19 protein-coding genes and 1 other RNA gene are annotated in these 19,703 nt (G+C 70.9%); 7 read left to right on the forward strand and 13 right to left on the reverse strand.

Going from position 1 to position 19,703, the window contains the following annotated elements; translation table 11 throughout:
* Positions 1-45: 45 nt before the first annotated feature.
* Positions 46-1,206: an AI-2E family transporter gene (locus AC2AXK_RS07380; RefSeq protein ID WP_484344707.1), complete on the forward strand. Its 1,161-nt coding sequence runs from the start codon at positions 46-48 to the stop codon at positions 1,204-1,206.
* Here the strand turns inward: AC2AXK_RS07380 and AC2AXK_RS07385 are convergent.
* Both AC2AXK_RS07385 and AC2AXK_RS07390 read right to left on the reverse strand, forming a co-directional pair.
* Positions 1,188-4,289, reverse strand: coding sequence for a bifunctional [glutamine synthetase] adenylyltransferase/[glutamine synthetase]-adenylyl-L-tyrosine phosphorylase (locus tag AC2AXK_RS07385; RefSeq protein ID WP_484344708.1), 3,102 nt, complete (start codon positions 4,287-4,289; stop codon positions 1,188-1,190). The genes AC2AXK_RS07380 and AC2AXK_RS07385 overlap by 19 nt on opposite strands.
* 37 nt (positions 4,290-4,326) lie before the next feature.
* Positions 4,327-5,661, reverse strand: a complete 1,335-nt coding sequence (locus AC2AXK_RS07390; RefSeq protein ID WP_484344709.1) for a glutamine synthetase family protein — start codon at positions 5,659-5,661, stop codon at positions 4,327-4,329.
* An 80-nt stretch (positions 5,662-5,741) separates the two neighbouring features.
* Here AC2AXK_RS07390 and AC2AXK_RS07395 point away from each other — a divergent pair, with 80 nt between their 5' ends.
* Together AC2AXK_RS07395 and panB are read left to right on the forward strand one after the other, a co-directional pair.
* Positions 5,742-7,403 (forward strand): NAD+ synthase, encoded by a 1,662-nt coding sequence (locus tag AC2AXK_RS07395; protein WP_484344710.1) that lies wholly within the window; start codon positions 5,742-5,744, stop codon positions 7,401-7,403.
* Positions 7,404-7,442: 39 nt separating this feature from the next.
* Positions 7,443-8,282 carry a 3-methyl-2-oxobutanoate hydroxymethyltransferase gene (gene panB / locus AC2AXK_RS07400; protein ID WP_484344711.1) on the forward strand — a complete coding sequence of 280 codons (840 nt, stop codon included), beginning with the start codon at positions 7,443-7,445 and terminating at the stop codon, positions 8,280-8,282.
* Positions 8,283-8,316: 34 nt separating this feature from the next.
* Here the strand turns inward: panB and AC2AXK_RS07405 are convergent, their stop codons facing one another.
* Positions 8,317-8,502, reverse strand: coding sequence for an SPOR domain-containing protein (locus tag AC2AXK_RS07405; protein ID WP_484344712.1), 186 nt, complete (start codon positions 8,500-8,502; stop codon positions 8,317-8,319).
* A gap of 159 nt (positions 8,503-8,661) precedes the next feature.
* On the opposite strand from AC2AXK_RS07405, the gene map reads away from it, so the two are divergent.
* Positions 8,662-9,528: a type I methionyl aminopeptidase gene (map, locus tag AC2AXK_RS07410; protein WP_484344713.1), complete on the forward strand. Its 867-nt coding sequence runs from the start codon at positions 8,662-8,664 to the stop codon at positions 9,526-9,528.
* Entirely contained in the window at positions 9,525-10,328 is an 804-nt protein-coding gene (gene ppgK, locus AC2AXK_RS07415; protein WP_484344714.1) for a polyphosphate--glucose phosphotransferase, read from the forward strand. Before map ends, ppgK begins: the two co-directional genes overlap by 4 nt.
* Before the next feature lie 105 nt (positions 10,329-10,433).
* On the opposite strand, the gene AC2AXK_RS07420 is transcribed toward ppgK, so the two are convergent.
* The 3 genes from AC2AXK_RS07420 to AC2AXK_RS07430 all read right to left on the reverse strand — a co-directional run bounded on the left by AC2AXK_RS07420 (position 10,434) and on the right by AC2AXK_RS07430 (position 11,745).
* On the reverse strand, positions 10,434-10,778 hold the full coding sequence (locus AC2AXK_RS07420) for an STAS domain-containing protein (RefSeq protein ID WP_484344715.1): 345 nt from the start codon (positions 10,776-10,778) through the stop codon (positions 10,434-10,436).
* Between the two features lie 166 nt (positions 10,779-10,944).
* An RNA gene (rnpB, locus tag AC2AXK_RS07425) (RNase P RNA component class A) lies at positions 10,945-11,326 on the reverse strand.
* 32 nt (positions 11,327-11,358) lie between these two features.
* A complete protein-coding gene (locus AC2AXK_RS07430; RefSeq protein WP_484344716.1) occupies positions 11,359-11,745 on the reverse strand; it encodes a tautomerase family protein in 387 nt (128 codons plus the stop codon).
* A 53-nt stretch (positions 11,746-11,798) separates the two neighbouring features.
* Here AC2AXK_RS07430 and AC2AXK_RS07435 point away from each other — a divergent pair, with 53 nt between their 5' ends.
* Positions 11,799-12,584: a YaaA family protein gene (locus AC2AXK_RS07435; RefSeq protein ID WP_484344717.1), complete on the forward strand. Its 786-nt coding sequence runs from the start codon at positions 11,799-11,801 to the stop codon at positions 12,582-12,584.
* 55 nt (positions 12,585-12,639) lie between these two features.
* Here the strand turns inward: AC2AXK_RS07435 and AC2AXK_RS07440 are convergent, their stop codons facing one another.
* From AC2AXK_RS07440 to AC2AXK_RS07465, 6 genes are all read right to left on the reverse strand, one after another.
* Positions 12,640-13,413, reverse strand: a complete 774-nt coding sequence (locus AC2AXK_RS07440; RefSeq protein ID WP_484344718.1) for a histidine phosphatase family protein — start codon at positions 13,411-13,413, stop codon at positions 12,640-12,642.
* 3 nt (positions 13,414-13,416) lie between these two features.
* Complete coding sequence (locus AC2AXK_RS07445) at positions 13,417-14,166, reverse strand: zinc ribbon domain-containing protein (protein WP_484344719.1); 750 nt, start codon at positions 14,164-14,166, stop codon at positions 13,417-13,419.
* Entirely contained in the window at positions 14,163-15,392 is a 1,230-nt protein-coding gene (locus tag AC2AXK_RS07450; RefSeq protein ID WP_484344720.1) for a Nif3-like dinuclear metal center hexameric protein, read from the reverse strand. Before AC2AXK_RS07450 ends, AC2AXK_RS07445 begins: the two co-directional genes overlap by 4 nt.
* An 88-nt stretch (positions 15,393-15,480) precedes the next feature.
* A complete protein-coding gene (locus tag AC2AXK_RS07455; protein ID WP_484344721.1) occupies positions 15,481-16,812 on the reverse strand; it encodes an amidohydrolase family protein in 1,332 nt (443 codons plus the stop codon).
* A gap of 202 nt (positions 16,813-17,014) precedes the next feature.
* Positions 17,015-17,179 (reverse strand): hypothetical protein, encoded by a 165-nt coding sequence (locus AC2AXK_RS07460; RefSeq protein WP_484344722.1) that lies wholly within the window; start codon positions 17,177-17,179, stop codon positions 17,015-17,017.
* Positions 17,180-17,446: 267 nt separating this feature from the next.
* On the reverse strand, positions 17,447-17,857 hold the full coding sequence (locus AC2AXK_RS07465; RefSeq protein ID WP_484344723.1) for a DUF6157 family protein: 411 nt from the start codon (positions 17,855-17,857) through the stop codon (positions 17,447-17,449).
* An 81-nt stretch (positions 17,858-17,938) separates the two neighbouring features.
* Here AC2AXK_RS07465 and AC2AXK_RS07470 point away from each other — a divergent pair, with 81 nt between their 5' ends.
* Positions 17,939-18,793, forward strand: coding sequence for a helix-turn-helix domain-containing protein (locus tag AC2AXK_RS07470; protein ID WP_484344724.1), 855 nt, complete (start codon positions 17,939-17,941; stop codon positions 18,791-18,793).
* 46 nt (positions 18,794-18,839) lie between these two features.
* On the opposite strand, the gene AC2AXK_RS07475 is transcribed toward AC2AXK_RS07470, so the two are convergent.
* On the reverse strand, positions 18,840-19,565 hold the full coding sequence (locus AC2AXK_RS07475; RefSeq protein WP_484344725.1) for a hypothetical protein: 726 nt from the start codon (positions 19,563-19,565) through the stop codon (positions 18,840-18,842).
* Between the last annotated feature and the right edge of the window lie 138 nt (positions 19,566-19,703).

Raw genomic sequence — 19,703 nt, forward strand, 5'->3', positions numbered from 1 at the left:
ACAGCCCGCGTTCCACACCCATCGTCATCGGCTCGTGGAGGCCCCGTGGACACCCGCCCTGCTCTCATCGAGAGCACCCGCCCGCCGCGGTGGCTGCCGCGTGCGCTCCTGATGTGCATCGGCGCGGTGTTCCTCGGGATCTTCGTGTGGCGGGCGCTCGGGTCCCTCAACGGGCTGATCGTCAACCTCGTCATCGCGCTCTTCGTCGCGCTCGCCATGGAGCCGATGATCCTGTGGCTCGTTCGTCACGGCTGGAAGCGCGGCCTCGCCACCGGCGCCGTCCTGTTCAGCCTCATCGCTGGTGTCGGCGTCGTCCTCGCCCTCTTCGGCGGGTTGTTCCTCGACCAGGCCGGGCAGCTCATCACGACACTGCCCGACACGTACGACGACGTGACGGACTGGGCAGAGGAGCAGTTCGCCGTCCAGATCCCGGAGATGGCTGAGCTGCAGACCCAGGTCGTCAACGACTGGGGCGGAGAGGTGGCGAGCCGGGCGATCGAGATCGGGTCCTCGCTCGTCTCCGGGATCTTCAGCCTCTCGGTCATCCTCCTCGTCGCCTACTACCTCGCAGCTGCTGGTCCGCGGTTCCGTGCGTCCATCTGCGCGTGGCTGAGCCCCGCGAACCAGACGGAGGTGCTGCGCCTGTGGGAGATCACCCAGATGAAGATCTCCGGGTACATCAACTCCCGCGTCGCCCTCGCTGCCCTCTCCAGCGTGGCGACGGGCGTGTTCCTCACCATCATCGACATCCCGTTCGCGCTCCCGCTCGCGCTCTTCACGGGTGTCGTGTCGCAGTTCGTCCCCACGATCGGGACGTACATCGGCGGGGCGCTGCCCGTGATCTTCGCGATCACGACGGACGGACCGGAGAAGGCGCTGCTCGTCGCCGGGTTCATCGTCGCCTATCAGCAGATCGAGAACTTCTGGCTCTCCCCGAAGATCTCCGGGCGTGCCCTCGAGATGAACCCCGCGGTCTCGTTCGTCGTCGTGCTCGCCTTCGGAGCAGTCTTCGGTGCGCTCGGCGCGTTCCTCAGCCTCCCGATCGCCGCCACGATCCAGGCGGTCGCATCGACCTATCTGCGCCGCCACGAGCTCGTCGACTCCCCCATGTTCCAGGACCCGGGGTCCGCGGAGAAGAAGGCGCCGACGACCACCTCAGGATCCTCGGCCCGGGAGGACGAGGCAGGTCAGTCCTCGCGGCCGTAGAAGACGCGCTCCATGACGGCACGCGAGCGTCGAGCCGCCCGGAGGTAGTCCTCCTCGATCTCGGCGCCGCTGCCGGACTGGTAGTGCACCGCCCGGGCGATGCCGCCGAGCGCCACCCGGTCCGAGGGCAGCACATCGGCCGTCGCTCCTCCGATGCGCCCGGACCAGAGCACGACGGCGTCGCGGAGGTCCGAGGCGAACTGCCACGCCGTCGCGAGCGTCTGCACGTCCTGGGCGTCGAGGAGGCCGGCCTTCTGAGCAGCCGCCAGGCCGCTGAGCGTCCCGGTGGTCCGCAGCTCGGGGATCTCATGGGCGTGCATGAGCTGGAGGAGCTGCACGGTCCACTCGACGTCGCTGATGGCCCCACGGCCCAGCTTGAGGTGCCGCGTGGGGTCGACGCCCCGCGGCAGGCGCTCGGACTCGACGCGCGCCTTGATCCGGCGGATCTCCCGCACGGTCGCGGCATCGAGTCCGCCGACCGGGTAACGCAGCGGGTCGATGAGCGCGATGAACCGTTCGCCGAGCCCCTCGTCACCGGCCACCGGTCTGGCGCGGAGCAGTGCCTGGCTCTCCCACGGGGAGGACCAGCGACCGTAGTACTCGACGTAGGACTCGAACGACCGGACGAGCGGACCGTTCCGCCCTTCCGGGCGAAGGTCGGCGTCCACCTGCAGGGAAGGTTCCTCGCTGGCGGTCCCGAGGAAGGACCTCAGGCGCAGCGCGAGCGCGTGGGCGAACGCCTGAGCGTCCGCCTCGCTCGCTCCCTCGACAGCCTCGTAGACGAACATCACGTCCGCGTCGGACCCGTACCCGAGCTCACGACCCCCCAGACGTCCCATCGAGATGACGGCGAAGCGTGCGGGCGGGTGCGCAGTGCCGCGCTCCTCGCTCACGACCGCACAGGCCACACGCAGCGCGCCGACGAGGGCGACGTCGGCGGCATCGGAGATCGCCGGCGCGGCGTTCTTGCCGTCGATCACACCGAGAAGCTCGGCGCACGCGATACGCGCGAGCTCGCGGCGCCGCAGAGCGCGGACGAGCGTCACCGCCTGCTGCGGGTCGTCCGCACGCGTGAGGAAGGCGTCGAGCTCCGTGTGCAGCCGTTCGGCTGGCAACGGCTGCAGGCGCGCGTCCTCCGCGAGCCAGGTCACGGACTCCGGTGACCGCCCGAGTGCCTCCGCGACGTACCGCGAGGTCGAGAGCAGATACGCCAGGCGGAACGCCGCCGAGCCGGAGTCGCGCAGCAGCTTGAGATACCAGTGGGTGCTGCCGAGCTCCTCGGACAGCCGCCGGAAGGCGAACAGGCCGCCGTCGGGATCGGACCCCTCCGCGAACCAGCCGAGCATGACGGGCAGCAGCTGCCGCTGGATCGACGCTCGCCGGCTCATCCCCTCGGTGAGTGCGGCGATGTGCCGCAGAGCACCACCCGGGTCGCGGTAACCGATCGCCGCCAGGCGTGCACGCGCGGCCTCAGGGGCGAGGCTCGCCTCCTCCGCCGACAGCTGCGCGGTCGCCGGCAGGAGCGGGCGGTAAAAGAGCTCCTCGTGGAGGCCTCGGACCTGTCGTCGCGTGGTGCGCCACCGGGCGAGCAGTCCCTCGGCCCCCTCGGCGCGCATGCCCAGCGACCGGGCGAGCCTGCGCAGGTCGTCCTCGCTCGTCGGCATGAGGTGCGTGCGCTGCAGCTTGAACAGCTGGACGCGGTGCTCGAGCGAACGCAGGAACCGGTAGCACACGGCCAGCTGCGCCGCGTGCTCCCGCCCGACGTACCCACCCTCCGCCAGCGCGCAGAGCGCGGTGAGCGTGTTCGAGCTACGGATGGTCGGGTCGGAGCGGCCGTGCACGAGCTGCAGGAGCTGGACCGTGAACTCGACGTCCCGGAGCCCACCCTTGCCGAGCTTGATCTGCCGGTCTGCCTCGGCGGCCGGGACATGGTCCTCGACGCGGCGGCGCATCTTCTGGGAGTCCTCGACGAAGTTCTCGCGTCCGGCCGCGCTCCACACCATGGGCGTGACAGCCGCGACGTACTCCCGGGCGAGATCCGCGTCACCGGCGGCGAGCCGCGCCTTGAGCAGCGCCTGGAACTCCCACGTCTTGGCCCAGCGTTCGTAGTAGGACACGTGGCTCGCGAGGGTGCGGACCAACGGGCCGTTCTTGCCCTCGGGGCGCAGGGCCGCGTCGACGGGCCACAGCGCGGGCTCGCCGCTCGGGCCTCCGCACGCGCGCGTGAGACCGGTCGCCAGGCGTGCACCCACGGACGTCGCGTGGTCCTCGGAGTAGCCGGGCTCCGGCTCGACGACGTAGATGACGTCGACGTCGCTCACGTAGTTGAGCTCGCGACCGCCGCACTTGCCCATGCCGAGCACGGCGATGCGCACGCCCTCGCCGTGGTCCGGCAGCTCGGCACGCGCGATGGCCAGCGCGGCCTCGAGGGCGCCCGCGGCAAGGTCAGCGAGAGCAGCGGCAACGGCTGGGAGGATCGACAGCGGCTCGGTCGACGTGAGGTCGGTCGCGGCGATGAGCAGCAGCCGCCGACGGTAGGCCCGCCGCATCGCGTCGACCGCCTCGGTGTGGGAGAGCGTCGCGACCGGCGCACGCGCCTCGGGGTCTGCCCCCACGGCGTCGAGCATCTCTCGTCGCACGGTCCGGACGTCCACCCCGACGGCTGACCTGGCTGGCAGGAGGTCGTCGAGGAGGTCGGGGTGCCGCACGAGCTCGTCGCCGAGCGCGGAGGACGCGCCGAGGACTGCGACGAGGCGACGCCGGGCCATCTCCTGCGAGGGGTCCTCGCTGGGGCAACCGTCGGGGTCGTCGCGGAACAGGCGGCCCAGCTGCGCGGTGCGCGCGGCTCCGGCTGCGGACCCGTCGCAGGACGAGGACGCGCAGAGCCGGACGAGGGCGAGCAGCGCGAGGTCGGGGTCAGCGGCCTCGCCGAGCGCGGCGAGCACCGTCGAGGAGGGCGTGACCTCTCCGACCACCGCGACGAGATCCTTGTCGGAGCACAGCTGCACCGACCGTGCGACGTCGGTGAACCCGAGCCGGGTCAACCGGCCCCGGAGCGTCGGTCTACGGGTCGAGATCACCATCGGGTCCACCCGCCCGTCCCGCGATGGCCGGGGCTGCTCAGAGGACCTGGAGCAGGCGCTTGAGCTCGAACGGCGTCACCTGCGCGCGGTAGCCGTCCCACTCCTGGCGCTTGTTCCGCAGCACGAAGTTGAAGACGTGCTCGCCGAGCGTCTCGGCGACGAGCTCCGACTTCTCCATGATGTTCACGGCGTCGTCGAGCGACTGCGGGAGGGGCTTGATGCCCATCGCGCGACGCTCGGCGTCCGTGAGCTCCCACACGTCGTCCTCGGTGGCCTCGGGGAGCTCGTACTGCTCCTCGATCCCCTTGAGGCCGGCGGCGAGCATGAGCGCGAACGCGAGGTAGGGGTTCGTCGCGGTGTCGAGCGCCCGGTACTCGATGCGGCTGGAGTTGCCCTTGCCCGGCTTGTACATCGGCACGCGCACGAGCGCCGAGCGGTTGTTGTGTCCCCAGCAGATGTAGCTCGGCGCCTCGGCGCCACCCCACAGGCGCTTGTAGGAGTTCACGTACTGGTTCGTCACCGCGGTGATCTCCGCGGAGTGGTGCAGGAGGCCGGCGATGAAGTGGCGGGCGGTCTTCGACAGCTCGTAGGTCGCGCCGGGCTCGTGGAACGCGTTGCGGTCACCCTCGAACAACGAGAGGTGGGTGTGCATCCCCGACCCGGGCTGGTCGGCGAGCGGCTTCGGCATGAAGGACGCGAACACGCCCTGCTCGAGCGCCACCTCCTTGACGACCGTGCGGAACGTCATGAGGTTGTCGGCGGTCGTGAGCGCGTCCGCGTACCGCAGGTCGATCTCGTTCTGGCCCGGACCGGCCTCGTGGTGGGAGAACTCGACCGAGATCCCCATCGACTCGAGCATCGTGATCGCCGCACGCCGGAAGTCGTGACCCTGGGTCCGTGCGACGTGGTCGAAGTACCCGCCGTGGTCGATCGGCACGAGGGGGCCGTCGGCGGTGGGCGGCTCGAACAGGTAGAACTCGACCTCGGGGTGCGTGTAGAAGGTGAACCCCTGGTCGCTGGCCTTGGCGAGCGCCCGCTTGAGGACGTTGCGGGAGTCCGCGAGCGACGGCTCGCCGTCCGGGGTGAGGATGTCGCAGAACATGCGGGCCGCGCCGTGGTGCTCACCGCGCCACGGGAGCACCTGGAAGGTCGTGGGATCCGGGCGCGCGATCATGTCCGCCTCGTAGACCCGCGTGAGTCCCTCGATCGCGCTCCCGTCGAAGCCGATGCCCTCGGTGAAGGCGGCCTCGAGCTCCGCCGGGGCGATCGCCACCGACTTGAGCATGCCGAGCACGTCGGTGAACCAGAGGCGGATGAAGCGGATGTCGCGCTCCTCGACCGTGCGGAGCACGAACTCTTGCTGCCTGTCCATGAGTACATCCTGCCTGATGCCGAGCCCGGGCGGTGGCTGCCGCTCCGAAAATGCGCGACGAAAGCCCTAGGGTGAGGTGCATGGCCGAGATCCGGATCGCTCTAGCGCAGATCGACACGTGCGTCGGAGACATCGAGAACAACACCCAGGCCGTCCTCGACTGGTCCCGACGGGCGGCTGACGCCGGCGCCGACGTCGTGGTCTTCCCGGAGATGACGGTCACGGGGTATCCCATCGAGGACCTCGCCCTGCGGGCGTCCTTCCAGCGCGCGGCGCGCGACGCCCTCACCGTCCTGGCGGGCCGGCTCGACGAGCTCGGGCTGGGAGACCTCAGCGTCGTCGTCGGTTCCGTCGGGGCGTCCCGCGCGAGCGCCGACCATCCGACGACCCGCCCGACCAACAGGGCCGTCGTGCTTCAGCACGGCACGGTGGCGGCCAGCTACGACAAGCACCACCTGCCGAACTACGGCGTCTTCGACGAGTACCGCATCTTCGCGCCCGGCGATGCCACGTGCGTCATCGAGGTCCGCGGTCGCCGGCTCGGGATCGTCGTCTGCGAGGACATCTGGCAGGACAGCGGGCCCGTCGCCTCGCTTTCCGGTGCGGGGCTCGCGGCGCTGCTCGTGCTCAACGGCTCCCCGTTCGAGGAGGGCAAGGGGCACGTGCGGACGGACCTCGCTGCCCGGCGCGCGCGCGAGCTCGGTGCGCCCGTCGTCTACGTCAACATGGTCGGTGGCCAGGACGACCTCGTCTTCGACGGGGGGTCGTTCGTCGTCGGTGCCGGCGGGACAGTCCTGGCGAGCGCACCGCAGTTCGTCGAGCACCTGCTCGTGTGGGACCTCGCCGAGGATGACGAGGAGCCCCGCCGCGGCGAGGTCGCCCCGCCGTTGAGCACGGACGAGGAGATCTACCGGGCGCTCGTCGTGGGGCTCACCGGCTACGCCTCGAAGAACGGCTTCCGTTCCGTGACTCTCGGGTTGTCCGGCGGGATCGACTCCGCGCTCGTCGCAGCCATCGCCGCGGACGCGCTCGGCGGCGCGAACGTCGTCGGCGTCTCCATGCCGTCGGTGTACTCGTCCGAGCACTCCAAGGACGATGCGCAGGACCTCGCGCAGCGGATCGGCGCGGACTACCGGGTCCAGCCCATCGCCCCGATGGTCGATGCGTTCCAGGGCCAGATGCACCTGACGGGCGTCGCCGAGGAGAACCTCCAGGCGCGCGTGCGCGGCATGATCCTCATGGCCCTGTCCAACGCCGAGGGGCACCTCGTGCTCGCGACGGGCAACAAGTCCGAGCTCGCGGTCGGGTACTCCACCATCTACGGGGACGCCGTCGGTGGGTACGCCCCGCTCAAGGACGTCGACAAGTCGCGGGTGTGGGCGTTGGCCCGGTGGCGGAACAACCTCGCCGTCGACCGTGGAGAGATCCCACCGATCCCCGAGAGCTCGATCACGAAGCCGCCCTCCGCCGAGCTGCGCCCCGGGCAGGTGGACCAGGACTCGCTTCCGCCCTACGACCTCCTCGACGAGGTGCTGGACGCGTACATCGAGCACGCGGAGGGCCGCGCCGAGCTCCTCGAGCGGGGATTCGACCCCGCGGTGGTCGACAAGGTGGTCAGCCTCGTCGACCGGGCCGAATGGAAGCGACGGCAGTACCCGCTGGGTCCGAAGGTGACAGCCCTGGCGTTCGGGCGAGACCGCCGGCTGCCCATCACGTCGCGGTGGCGCGAGCCCCAGACCTGACTCCCCCGTCTCCCAGATCCTCCGGCCGAAGGCACACACATGGACCAGTCCCCCGCTCAGCCGAGCACCCCAGCGCCCCGCAAGCGGTTCCGCGTGCATCACCTGCTCGACGCGAAGGCGGCAGGACGCAAGCTCACCATGCTCACCGCCTACGACTCGATCACCGGGCGGATCTTCGACGCGGCAGAGGTCGACCTGCTGCTCGTCGGTGACTCCGTCGGCGACAACACCCTCGGCCACACCTCGACCATCCCGGTGACGATGGAGGAGATGATCGTCGCCTCCCGCGCCGTCTCCCGTTCGGTGAAGTACGCGATGGTGCTCACCGACCTCCCGTTCGGCGCGTACGAGGCCTCGCCGCAGCATGCGCACGCGAACGCGGTGCGGCTGCTCAAGGAGGGCGGAGCCCACGCGGTGAAGCTCGAGGGTGGAGCGCGGATGGCTCCGCACGTCGAGCTCCTCACGGCCTCGGGAATCCCGGTGTTCGGTCACCTCGGCTTCACGCCGCAGTCGGAGAACCTGCTCGGGGGGAAGCGCGTGCAGGGCCGCGCCGAAGGTGCCGGCGACCGGCTCCTCGCGGACGCGGTCGCGCTCCAGGAGGCCGGCGCCGTCGCTGTCGTCCTCGAGATGGTGCCCGCGCCGGTGGCGGCGAGGGTCACCGAGGCCCTGCGGATCCCGACGATCGGCATCGGAGCCGGCGCCGACGTCGACGGTCAGGTGCTCGTCTGGACCGACATGGCTGGCATGGGTGACTGGTCACCACGGTTCGCCCGGCAGTTCGGCCAGGTGGGCGCTGCGCTGACCACAGCGGCGCAGGACTACGTCGATGCCGTGCGCGGCGGTGCCTTCCCCGGCCCGGAGCACCAGTACGAGAGCTGAGCGCATCCCGAGGGATCACTCCCTGCGGGGGCAGCTACCGCTGCTCCTCCTCCTCGTCGGCCGCGTCCCACGTCTCCGTCCGCTGCTCGGCGAGGCTCAGCGCACGCGCTGCCGCCTCGCGCGTGGGGTACGGACCCATCCGGTGGCGCCACGAGGAGGGCTTACCCTCCTCGACCTCACGCGTCTTGGTGTTGAAGTAGAACTCCGCGGGTGCCGTCATGGTCCGCTCCTCGCCTCGCTCCGCGACCCGCTCGGGGTGCACGCCCTGGTGGACGCCTCCGCGCCCCGGTCACCCCCATCATGGCCGACGGAGCTGTCTTCTCGCCGGTCGAAGCCGGCCCCGGGGGGCACGGGAGACGGGAGTCCGTAGACTTCCTCCATGCCAGTCGCGCAGCGCCCCCTGCTCAGTCCCGGGACCGTCAGCCCGACGCTCGCCGTCCCTGCCTCGATCCCGCGTCCCTCGTACGTGGGCCAGCCGGCTCCCACGCCCTACACGGGTCCGGACGTCGTCCCGCCGGAGACGATCGAGAGGATCCGTGTCGCCAGCCGCATCGCAGCGCAGGCGCTCGCCGAGGTCGGCCGGCACGTCGCGCCCGGGGTCACGACAGATGCGCTCGACCGGATCGGGCACGAGTTCCTCCTCGACCACGGTGCGTACCCCTCGACCCTTGGGTACCGCGGGTTCCCCAAGTCCTTGTGCACGTCCGTCAACGAGGTCATCTGCCACGGGATCCCTGACTCCCTCGAGCTCGTCGAGGGCGACATCGTCAACGTCGACATCACGGCATTCATCGGCGGCGTGCACGGCGACAACAACGCAACCTTCGGTGTCGGAGAGCTCCCCGAGGAGTCCCGGCTGCTCGTGGAGCGCACACGCGAGGCGCTCGACCGCGCGATCAAGGCGGTGAAACCAGGGCGCGAGGTCAACGTCATCGGCCGCGTCATCGAGAAGTACGCGGACCGGTTCGGGTACGGGACGGTCCGCGACTACACAGGGCACGGCGTCGGGGAGGCCTTCCACTCGGGGTTGATCATCCCCCACTACGACGCCGCGCCCCACTACGCCACGGTGATCGAGCCGGGCATGGTGTTCACGATCGAGCCCATGCTCACGCTCGGCACCCACGAATGGGAGATCTGGGACGACGGCTGGACCGTCGTGACCAAGGACCGGCGGCGCACCGCCCAGTTCGAGCACACCCTCGTCGTCACCGATACCGGAGCGGAGATCCTCACACTGCCATGAACACCACACCCACAGCGGGCGCGAGCCCCACACAGAGCACACTCACAGGCATCGGGTTCGGCATCGACATCGGTGGGAGCGGGATCAAGGGCGCCCCCGTCGACCTGGCCACCGGAGAGTTCGCCGCAGAGCGCGTACGCATCAAGACTCCCGCAGCGTCGACGCCCGCCGCGGTGCAGGCGATCATGCAGGAGCTCGTCGGGTCGTTCGACCTCCCGGACTCGACGCCCGTGGGGGTCGCGTTCCCCGCACCCATCCATCACGGAGTCGTCCCGAGCATCGCGAACCTCGACGCGTCGTGGGCAGGGGTCGACCTCGAGGGCCTGGCCGCGGAGGCCACCGGCCGACGGGTCGTCGCGGCGAACGACGCCGACGCCGCGGGCTTCGGTGAGGCCACGTACGGAGCCGCCCGCGGACAGTCGGGGGTCATCCTCGTCGTCACGCTCGGGACGGGGATCGGCAGCGCCCTCATCGTCGACGGTCACCTGCTGCCCAACACCGAGCTCGGGCACCTCGAGATCGACGGCCACGACGCCGAGTCACGCGCGGCGGACAGCGCCCGCGACCGGGAGAACCTGTCGTGGGAGCAGTGGGCCAAGCGTCTCCAGCGCTACTTCTCCGTGGTCGAGTACCTGTTCTCCCCCGACCTCATCGTCGTCGGTGGGGGCGTGAGCAAGCACCACGAGCAGTTCCTGCCACTCCTCGACCTGCGCGCGCCGATCATCCCCGCGCAGCTCCGCAACGCCGCCGGGATCGTCGGTGCGGCAGCGCTCGCGGCGCAGCAGCGCCAGGGCGCCTAGGCGCCGCACGTCAGACGCCCCGGACCAGTCCTCTGGTCCGGGGCGTCTGCATGGTCGCGCATCCCCACTGCTCCGTAGGGTCGAGCCACGTGCGCGGCTCGTCGCTCAGCTGAGCGCGAGGTCCGCGGGCTCGCGCCGGAGGAAGTCGTCGACGCCGAGCATCGCGAGCACGTCGCTGACGGCCGTGGGCGGGTTGCGCAGGGTGACGTGCAGGCCCTCTTCGTGCCCGATCGTGTAGAACTGCACGAGGAAAGCGATCCCCGTCGAGTCCATGAAGGTCACCCGCGAGGTGTCGATGATGACCGGCAGATTGCGGTCGAGGGCGGTCGCGAGGGCCGCGCTCGCTTCGGGACGCAGAGCGACGTCGATCTCGCCCCACATCTCGACGACGCTCTTCGCCGACTCTTCGTTGAGCCGGATACCACCTGTTGAAGCCTTGATGTCCGTCATGCCACACCACTTTCGCGTCGGTGCCACGAATACTCCGGCTCACGCACGTGCCACATGAGCCCTGACGACACGCTCAACAGACTAGGACGCCGCGTGACTTCTTGGCAAGCGCTTGACCAATATCATACGTAGTTGCGTTTTCATCGAACGGCAGACGGTGAACGAGCGGATGAGTCAGCACGTACGCCGGGTTCTGTGTCCCGCGCACGGTTACCCACGCGCGGGCGACGACCATCCATCTACGACGTGCGTTGCCGCACGCCTCCAGCGGCCTACCCGGATGCTCGGGCGAGCAGCCCTCGAACGCATCCTGTCTGACCTTGCTCCAGGTGGGGTTTACCGAGCCGCACCGGTCACCCGGCACGCTGGTGGTCTCTTACACCACCGTTTCACCCTTACCGGCACCGCGAACGCTGCCGGCGGTCTGTTCTCTGTGGCACTGTCCCGCGGGTCACCCCGGGTGGGTGTTACCCACCACCTCGCTCTGTGGAGCCCGGACGTTCCTCGGCAGGAGGCGGACCTCCCGACGCGGCCGTCTGGCCAACTCATCCGCTCGGGGCAAGCCTACCGGGCGTGGCACTCAGACGGTGACCGTGTAGCCGAGCACGAGCTCGTCGCCACTCATCCCACGGATGCCCCAGTTCGCGCGGTCGCTCTCGATCAGGACGATCTCGAGGTCCTCCACGGCGAGGTCGAGCGCCGGGCACACGCGGTCGTACATCTCGCGAACGAGCGCCCGCTTGGCCTCCGGGCTGCGGCCGGTGAACGCGACGACCTCGACGACGAGGTACGCCGCACCACGCTGCGGGGCGACGAGGTCGTCGTCCTCGAGCCACAGGAACCGCTGGAACCGCTTGTCCGCGGGCATCTGCCACGCGGCGACGAGCGCGTCGTGGAGGAGGTCGGACAGCGCGGCCCGTCGCTGCCCCCAGACCGAGCGTCGGCCGTACACCTTGAGCTGTGCCATGGGCCGAGACTAGCGAGGCCGGTCACCGGTGCGCGAGGTACTAAAATCTTTCGGTGCTCATCCTCCTGCCTCCGTCCGAGGGAAAGACCGCTCCGGAGCAGGGCGAGCCGGTCCAGCTCGACACCTTCTCCGCACCTGCCCTCAACCGCCACCGGACACGCGTCCTGCGGGCGCTCGCCCGGGCGAGCGCCCGCCGGGATGCTCTCGAGACGCTCGGTGTCGGCGCCAGCCTCGCCCCGGAGGTGGCCCGCAACACCCGGCTCCTCACGGACCCCGCTGCTACCGCCGGATCGGTGTACACGGGCGTGCTCTACGGCGCGGCGGGGCTCGGCGATCTCGACGAGCGTGGGACGGCTCGCGCTGCGGCGTCGGTCGTGACCGTCTCCGCGCTGTGGGGTGCCGTCTCCCCCGCCGACCGGATCCCCGCGTACCGGTTGTCGATGAGCACGGATCTCCCCGGCATCGGGCCGCTCGCTGCGGCATGGCGCCCGCACCTGCACGAGGTGCTGCAGCCCCGGGCCGCCTCCGACGTCGTCGTCGACTGCCGATCGGCCGCCTACACCGCGGCGTGGCGCCCGGCAGCCGGGACGGACTGGGTGACGGTCCGGGTGGTGCGCGATCTCGACGGGGTCCGGTCCGTCGTCTCCCACAACGCCAAGCACGCACGCGGGGTCCTCACCCGGCACCTCCTCGTCCGCGCAGGCGCACCACCACGGACGAGCGCGGAACTGCTCGAGGCGGCGGGCGAGCTCGTCGGGACGCACGTGCTCGACGTGACGTTGGACACCACGACGGCGGCGAAGAACGGTCGCTCGACACTCGAGCTCGTCGTCACCTGATCCCGCAGAGGATCGCTCCGCGAGCCGTCGCTCCCGCGTCGGCCCTCGGGTCCGGTCAGGCCTCGGAGGGCATCCCGACGACGGTGATCTCGCTCGTCCCGTCGGGCCAGCGCCGGAGGATGCTCATCGATGCCGGTGGGACGCGGAAGCGCTGCCACCTGTCGACCGGCGCACCGGCGGCCATGCCGACGGCCGCCCGGACGACGACGGCGTGGGCCACGACGACGGTCGTCCTGCCCGGCGCGGTGTCGCCCAGCGACCCGAGGCACGCCTCGACGCGTGCGCCGACGTCAGCGATGGACTCACCACCCGGCGCTCGGACCTCGCCCGACTCGTGCCAGCGCCGGAGGTCTCCGGGCCACCGCGACTCGATCTCGGCGCGCGTGAAGCCTTCCCACTCACCGAAGTCGCACTCGGCGAGGCGCGGGTCGGTGCGCACGACCTGGCCAAGACGCCGCCCGACTGCCGCCGCGGTCTCCTGGGTGCGGACCATCGGGGAGGCGACGACGGCGCGGGGCCGCGGCAGGTCCTGCCACAGCTGCCTGCCGACCCGGTTGACGAGATCCGCGACCTTCGCCGCCTGGATGCGTCCGTGGCCTGTGAGCGAGGGGCCGGCAACTCCACCTCCCGAGTACGCGCCCACGAGCGTGTACGGCGTGACCCCGTGCCGGACGAGCACGATGGTCGCTGGCTCAGCGTCGTCGAACCGGAGCGTCGATCCTGACGGCCGGTGCACCCGGGAGCGCGGGTCGCCAGGAGCTCCGGCGTCCTCGGCGGCCCCACCCTGCCCGTCGGGCGTCATGCGGTCGGACGTTCCTTCGTCGACCATCGGCTACGCCTTGTGCTCGGTCTCCTGCGGGCGCACGAGGATGCGGCCGCACTCCTCGCACCGGACGACGTCCTCGGGCTTGGCGGCGCGGATCGCCTGGAGGTCGGTCTGGTTGAGCTCGAGCCGGCACCCCTCGCACCGGCGGCCACGGAGGGCGGCGGCGCCCAGGCCCCCGAGCTGCCCGCGGAGCTTGTCGTAGAGGGCGAGCAGGCCCTCGTCGAGCCCGCGGGCCGCGACCACGCGCTGCGCAGCCACGGACTCGAGCTCCGCGTCGATCTCCCCGAATCCAGCGTCCCGCTCCGCCTCGACCTCACGCTTGGCCTCGAGCACCTTCTCGTTGGCCTCGTCGAGCTTCGCGAGCGTGTCCTGGTGCGCCTCGAGCCGCTCCATGACCTCGAGCTCGATGTCTTCGAGCGCGCTCTGCCGGCGGGCCAGGGACTCCAGCTCGTTCGTGAGCGCCTGGGCGTCCTTGGCGCTCACCCCACCGGACGCGAGGCGCTGCTTGTCGCGGGTGACCCGCACACGCACCTGCTCGACGTCGGACTCGGCCTTGGCGAGCTCGCGACGCAGGTCGTTCACCGCTGTCCGCGACGCGACGAGCGCCGCATGGAGGTCGGCCAGCTGTGCCTCGACCTCAGCGACCCGGGCGAGCGCGGGCAGGGTCGTGCGCTTGTGCGCGAGCTGCTGTGTCCGGGTGTCGAGCGCCTGGACGTCGAGCAGTCGGCGCTGGTCCTCGACGGGTGCCGTGGTCACGAGCGGTGTCCTTCCGTAGGGGGTGCGAACAGCGGGGTCTGGGACGACGGGACGCGGAACGTCCAGGGGTCGGAGGACCGGGTGCTCACTGCGACCTCAACCGTAGTGCCGTCGGCGGCGAGGTCCTGCACCAGGTCCTCGCTCGCGTAGCGCAACCACGGCCACTCGGACGCGAAGTGCGCCGTGTCGACGAGGAAGGGACGGCCGTCGTCCGCGGACGCGCCGCGGTGCGCCGCCTCGAACGCGGCGCGCTCACGCGCCTCGGACGTGTCGTGGTGCTTGAGGTCGGACGTCACGTAGACGTCGACGCCAGCGTCCCGGGCAGCGCCGATGAGCGAGCCGCCCGAACCACCGAGCACCGCCACCGTCGTCACGGTCGCGTCCGGGTCTCCGGCGGCCCTGACCCCCTGCGCGGTCGCGGGGAGCTCGGCCGCGAGGAGCTCGGCGAGCGCACGGAGCGTCACCGGCTCGGGGAGGCGTCCGACCCGACCGAGCCCGGTCGCGACCTCGCGCCCGGCGAGCTCGAGGACGTCGTAGGCGGGCTCCTCGTAGGGGTGCGCCGCGATCATCGCTGCCACGACCTCGCGCCGGACCCCGCGCGGCGCGACCATCTCGATGCGGGTCTCCGTGACCTGCTCGGCCTCGCCCGGGCTGCCGATCGTCGGGTTGGCGTCGCGCGACGGGACGAAGGTGCCCGTGCCCGTCGTCGTCCACGCTGCCCGGGAGTACTCGCCGATCCCGCCCGCACCCGCGTCGGCCATGGCATCGATGATCGCGTCGGCGCCGTCGCTGGGCACCATGACGACGTGCTTGTCGAGCGGCAGGTCGGCCGCGGGGACGAGCGGGCGACGGTCGACGAGCCCGAGGAGGTCCGCGAGCGCGTCCGCGACGCCGCGCTCTGCGGAGTCGGCGTTGGTGTGCGCGGTGTAGAGACCGCAACCCGCTGCGAGAAGCCGTGTGACGACCGCTCCCTTGGCCGTGGTCGCGGCGACGGAGTGCACCGCGTCGAGGAGCAGGGGGTGGTGGGTGACGACGAGGTCGGCACCCCACGCGAGCGCCTCGTCGACGACGTCGAGGACCGGGTCGACCGCGAAGAGGACCTTGCGGACCGGTGCGGCCGGGTCGCCCGCGACGAGCCCGACGGCGTCCCAGCCCTCCGCGGTGCGTGGTGGGTAGCGCGCGTCGAGGTGTCGGACGACGGCGGCCAGGGTGGGTTCAGAAGTCACTCCCGCAGGCTAGCGGAGGAAGTCCGGGAGGATACGGGTCCGGGGCTCTAGGTCGTCGTGGTGCGCCTTATTGGTGGCTCCGTCTCTGTCAGCGCGCGGGGTACCGGGACGGCGCCACGAGCTCGTCCTTCTGGACCCCGACCAGCGCGGGCACCCTCCCTGCTCCGGGTGCGACCACACCGTCCCGGGCCGTCACCAGGGCCACCGGGCGCGCCGCCGAGCGGATGAGGTCGACCGGTGAAGGAACATCGAAGAGCGCACCACCCACGACTCCCCCGACCTCGAGCCCCGGGGCCGGTCCGGTGAGGAGGGACCGCGGGACGCGGCTGATCGCGTCGAGCAGCGCGAGCTGGTGGTCCGACGTGCTCATGTAGTTTGTGAGCGACGCGAGCCACCCGGCGTGGGTCAGCGAGGGCATCGAGACCGGGGTGAAGGCGTTCTCGTGGTTGTTGCTCGCCAGAGCGACCGGCACCCCAGCGTCGAGAAGCTCGGCGATGCGGGTCACGCCCCGGGTCGGTGCGACGTCCTGGTGCCGTCCGCTGAGGAAGAGATCGGTGGTGGGGATGGCGACGACGGCGATACCGGCACCACGCATGGCGGCCACGAGCTCGCGGACCTGCCGGGGCCCGAGCGCGGTGAGCGTCGTGAGGTGGCCCACCACGACGCGACCTTGCAGGCCCGCTGCCTCGATGCGCGGGATCACCTGGTCGAGGAGCAGGTCCTCGGGACGGTCGCTCAGGTCGAGGTGCAGGTCGACCGGCGCGTCCCACGCGCGTGCGAGGTCGATGAGGTCGTCGAGGTGCCGCAACGGGTCCGGGTCGGCGTAGGGGCACCCGGCCACGACCCGGCACCCGTCAGCCATGGCCCGGTCCATGCTTCGCAGCGTCCGGCTGTCGCGCGTGGTCCCGTGCTGCGCGAACGCCGTGAGCTCGAGCGAGATCTCCGGGTGGCGCTCGGCGAGGTCGAGGTGGAGGGCGACGATCGCGGGGTCCGTGGTCTCGCTGATCTCGACGTGACCGCGCGCAGCCACGGTGCCGCCGCTGACCATCATCCGGAGCACGCGGTCGGCGTTGCGCTCGACGGTCGCCAGGTCGAGCGAGCTGCGCAGGAGCGCCGTGCGCTCGATCGCCTGCTCGAGACTGTGCGCGCTCCCGTACGCACGCTCGAGGGCGGTCGCCTGAAAAGCCTTGTCGAGGTGGACGTGGAGGTCGACGAAGCCCGGAACGAGGAGGAGGCCCTTCCCGTCGACGGTGGTCGGCGTCGGCGTCGGCGTCGGCGTCGGCGTCGGCGTCGGCGTCGGCGTCGGAACATCGTCGCCAGCGAGCGCGAGGGACGTCATGCGTCCGTCGCTGACCACGACGTCCCACAGGCCGTCGCGGTCCAGGAGTCGGACGGAGGCAAGCGTGAACGAGGCAGCCATCACGGATGGACCCCGTGCACCCCGGAGGTCGCGGTCTCGGCGTGAGTGTTCATGCGGCGTGACGCTTCCACCCCGGAGTGTCCGGCGCGTTACGCGACGATCACACGTGGACGCACGTGCTGTTGTCCGGACATCGCGGGCATCAACGACTCGGCGGGTCACTCACTGCGGTCTGGTCGGAACTACGTCGTGCCTGACGGAACTACGTCGTGCGTGACCGTACGACCTTCGCGATCGCCGCAGGGTCCGTCTCGACGCCCCGACTCCTGAGCTCCTCCATGACAGCCGCGATCTGCTCGGCCTCGCTCTTCGTCGTGTCGATCGGGACCTGCGCGAAGGTCGTCTTCTCGTCCTGCGGATTGCCCACTGGTGTCTCCTTGCGTCGAGCGTCTGTGGCCGTCATCTCACGGTAGCGCGGTCGACTCGCTCGGTCGTCGCGGATGCCCGCGCGAGCTCGGTCACGAGCGTGTCCGCGAGCGCGGTGATGTGAATCAGGTACGTTCGCTGAGCTGGCCGACCTGTCGGTAAGGCCGCACACGGGTCGGCTCGCGGACGCGTGTCGAGAAGGGCAGGAAGTAGACCCCGGTGCTGCGCCAGCACGACACATCGATGGCGGGAGCCCGCTGTGGTCCTGTCAGGCGCGCTTCGACCGCATCGCCTTGAGCTGCTTCACTGCGGGGTCGGCGGAAAGGGCCCGGTACTCGGCTGAGCCGAGGGGCACGAGGGCGACCCGGCCGTCGTCGTCGTGATGGATGCCCCAGCCGTACCGCTTGCCCAGAGGTGAGGAGCGCAGGCATGCACGGTCTCGAGCGAAGAACTCCTCGCGCGCCGCCGGCCGAGCCTCGGCCGGGATGGAGTGCCGGGTCGCATGCACCTCGAACAGCACATCGTCGCTGGTGAGCTCGTAAGGACGCTCCAAGACGAGCGCACACTGCAGAGCCGCCACCGTCGGAGCCCTGTCGCCGACCGGTGGCCGTTCGGCCGCCTCGACCGGGCAGTCGTCTGCGACCTGGATGAACGTGCCGGTGTAGTTCGTGCTTCCCATACGCCCATCCTCGCCCGATCGAGAGGGACGCGATAGGAGAAAACCGGCAGCGGGACGGGCACGGTTGAGAGAATGCGAGACATGACCATCGCGCGTGAGGATCGGGCGCGCCCGATCTCCGTCTCAGAGCGATCCGGCGTGCTCTACCCTCACCGTCTCGCACGGTATGCAGCGGGCTGGATCGCACCCGACCCTGCCGTTTCAACGGTGGTCGATCACTACTGGCACGTCTCGTGGGCACTGGATGACGGCGAACGCCTGGATCAACCGATCATCGACCTGCCCGCGGTGAACGTCACGATCGAGGAGGGCGACGTGCCCGCCCCGCTCGTGGTCACCGGCGTGCACGGTCGTGCCTGGCGGCGCGTCATTCACGGCACGGGACGTGTGTTCGCGGTTCGCCTGCGACCAGCGGGGTTGGCGGTGCTCAGCGACCTCGCCCCTGCGGGGGTCGCCGATGCCACGGTGCCACTCACCATGAAGCTCGACCCGCGCCTGCACACACTCATGAGCGCGATTGCGGTCTCCCCCGATCCTGCCGCACGTGCACGGGTTGCTGACCGTGCCATCGGACAGATGCTCCTGGAGCGTCCGCCGACGCCGACGGGATTGCTCGCCAACGACGTGATGGCCGAGTTGCGCGAGCGCATCCACACCAGAACCGGCCCCGCCCTCGCGGAGCGCTTCCCACAGAGCGAGCGGACGATCCAACGTGCCTGCATGGACACGCTGGGACACGGCCCGAAGTGGCTGAGCCGCCGCATCCGCCTCCAAGAGGTCGCCCGAGCGCTGACTCTCCGACCCCATGAGGAGCTCGCGATCATCGCGGCGCGCCTGGGCTACACCGATCAGTCTCATCTCACCCGCGATTTTCGCACCGCAACAGGCATCACCCCCGATGCGTACCGGCGAGGCTCCGAGCGCTTGGCCGTCTGATCCGCAGTTCCCCGCCGAGCCGGACGCGAGTCAGCCGAGCATGCGCTCAGCGGGGAGCAGGGACGTCCCGCTCGGCGTCGAGGAGCCACCAGTCGCCGAGCCGGGCCAAGGCAGCGCGTTCGGCGAGGTCACGGTCGAGGAGGCCGCGTCGGCACAGAGCATCCAGGATCTCGCGCCGCTCGCCGAGGAGCGCCTCCTGCTCGGCCACGGGCAGCGACCGCAGGCGTTCGCCGAGCGCGGCCCGTCTCACGTCGCGCACCGTGCGGTCCCTGGAACCGACCAGCCGCGCGACCAGGGAGACGGCACCGATGATGCCGGTGGCGACGATGGGCACCGCGAGCGACGACAACGCCCCCGGCTCGGGTCGCGCGCTGTGCCACCACGCCGCGCCCGCCGCTGCAGCCATCGCGAGGCACGCCGCTGCGAGTCCGTTCCCGTCCCTGGGACGGCCGAGGCGCCACCAATCCGCGAGCGCCCACGCCTGACCGACCGCGGCGACCCAGAAGCAGATCGCAGCGACCGATCGAGCCAGGTCCGGGCTCATCGTGTCGGTGCCCGAGAACACGTCGGCCCCTGAGCCGCCCAAGGGCGCCAGCACGCCACCGAGGGGCGCGACCAGGGCGATCCCTCTCGCGAGGGTCGCGAACCCTGCGAGCGAGGTGCTCGTGCGCAGCGACGGTGTCGTGAGCGCCTGCTGCCACTCGAGCGACCCCAGCCGCACGCCGTCCGGGAACTCGTCCTCGCGTGCCTGCCGCACTGCGCGGTTCCGCATCTTCATCCTCGCCCACCGCTCTGTTCCGAACCCCGTTGGCATCGGACTCCTCTCGCGGCGGGAAGACCCTGGACAACGTGCGGGCCCGTCGCGGGACGACCGCACTGTCGCACCAGATCATCGACCTCGCCCTGCACG

The organism is Sanguibacter sp. Z6_81, assembly GCF_057180625.1.

Coding starts and splice junctions, on each gene's coding strand:
- AC2AXK_RS07470 (WP_484344724.1), top strand. CDS start 17,939: ATGACCATCGCGCGTGAGGATCGGGCGCGCCCGATCTCCGTCTCAGAG.
- AC2AXK_RS07405 (WP_484344712.1), bottom strand. CDS start 8,502: ATGACGGCACCCGCGGAGTTCTACTTCAACACCAAGACGCGTGAGGTC.
- panB (WP_484344711.1), top strand. CDS start 7,443: ATGGACCAGTCCCCCGCTCAGCCGAGCACCCCAGCGCCCCGCAAGCGG.
- AC2AXK_RS07385 (WP_484344708.1), bottom strand. CDS start 4,289: ATGGTGATCTCGACCCGTAGACCGACGCTCCGGGGCCGGTTGACCCGG.
- AC2AXK_RS07390 (WP_484344709.1), bottom strand. CDS start 5,661: ATGGACAGGCAGCAAGAGTTCGTGCTCCGCACGGTCGAGGAGCGCGAC.
- AC2AXK_RS07430 (WP_484344716.1), bottom strand. CDS start 11,745: ATGGCACAGCTCAAGGTGTACGGCCGACGCTCGGTCTGGGGGCAGCGA.
- AC2AXK_RS07475 (WP_484344725.1), bottom strand. CDS start 19,565: ATGCGGAACCGCGCAGTGCGGCAGGCACGCGAGGACGAGTTCCCGGAC.
- ppgK (WP_484344714.1), top strand. CDS start 9,525: ATGAACACCACACCCACAGCGGGCGCGAGCCCCACACAGAGCACACTC.
- AC2AXK_RS07465 (WP_484344723.1), bottom strand. CDS start 17,857: ATGGGAAGCACGAACTACACCGGCACGTTCATCCAGGTCGCAGACGAC.
- AC2AXK_RS07420 (WP_484344715.1), bottom strand. CDS start 10,778: ATGACGGACATCAAGGCTTCAACAGGTGGTATCCGGCTCAACGAAGAG.
- map (WP_484344713.1), top strand. CDS start 8,662: ATGCCAGTCGCGCAGCGCCCCCTGCTCAGTCCCGGGACCGTCAGCCCG.
- AC2AXK_RS07395 (WP_484344710.1), top strand. CDS start 5,742: ATGGCCGAGATCCGGATCGCTCTAGCGCAGATCGACACGTGCGTCGGA.
- AC2AXK_RS07455 (WP_484344721.1), bottom strand. CDS start 16,812: ATGGCTGCCTCGTTCACGCTTGCCTCCGTCCGACTCCTGGACCGCGAC.
- AC2AXK_RS07440 (WP_484344718.1), bottom strand. CDS start 13,413: ATGGTCGACGAAGGAACGTCCGACCGCATGACGCCCGACGGGCAGGGT.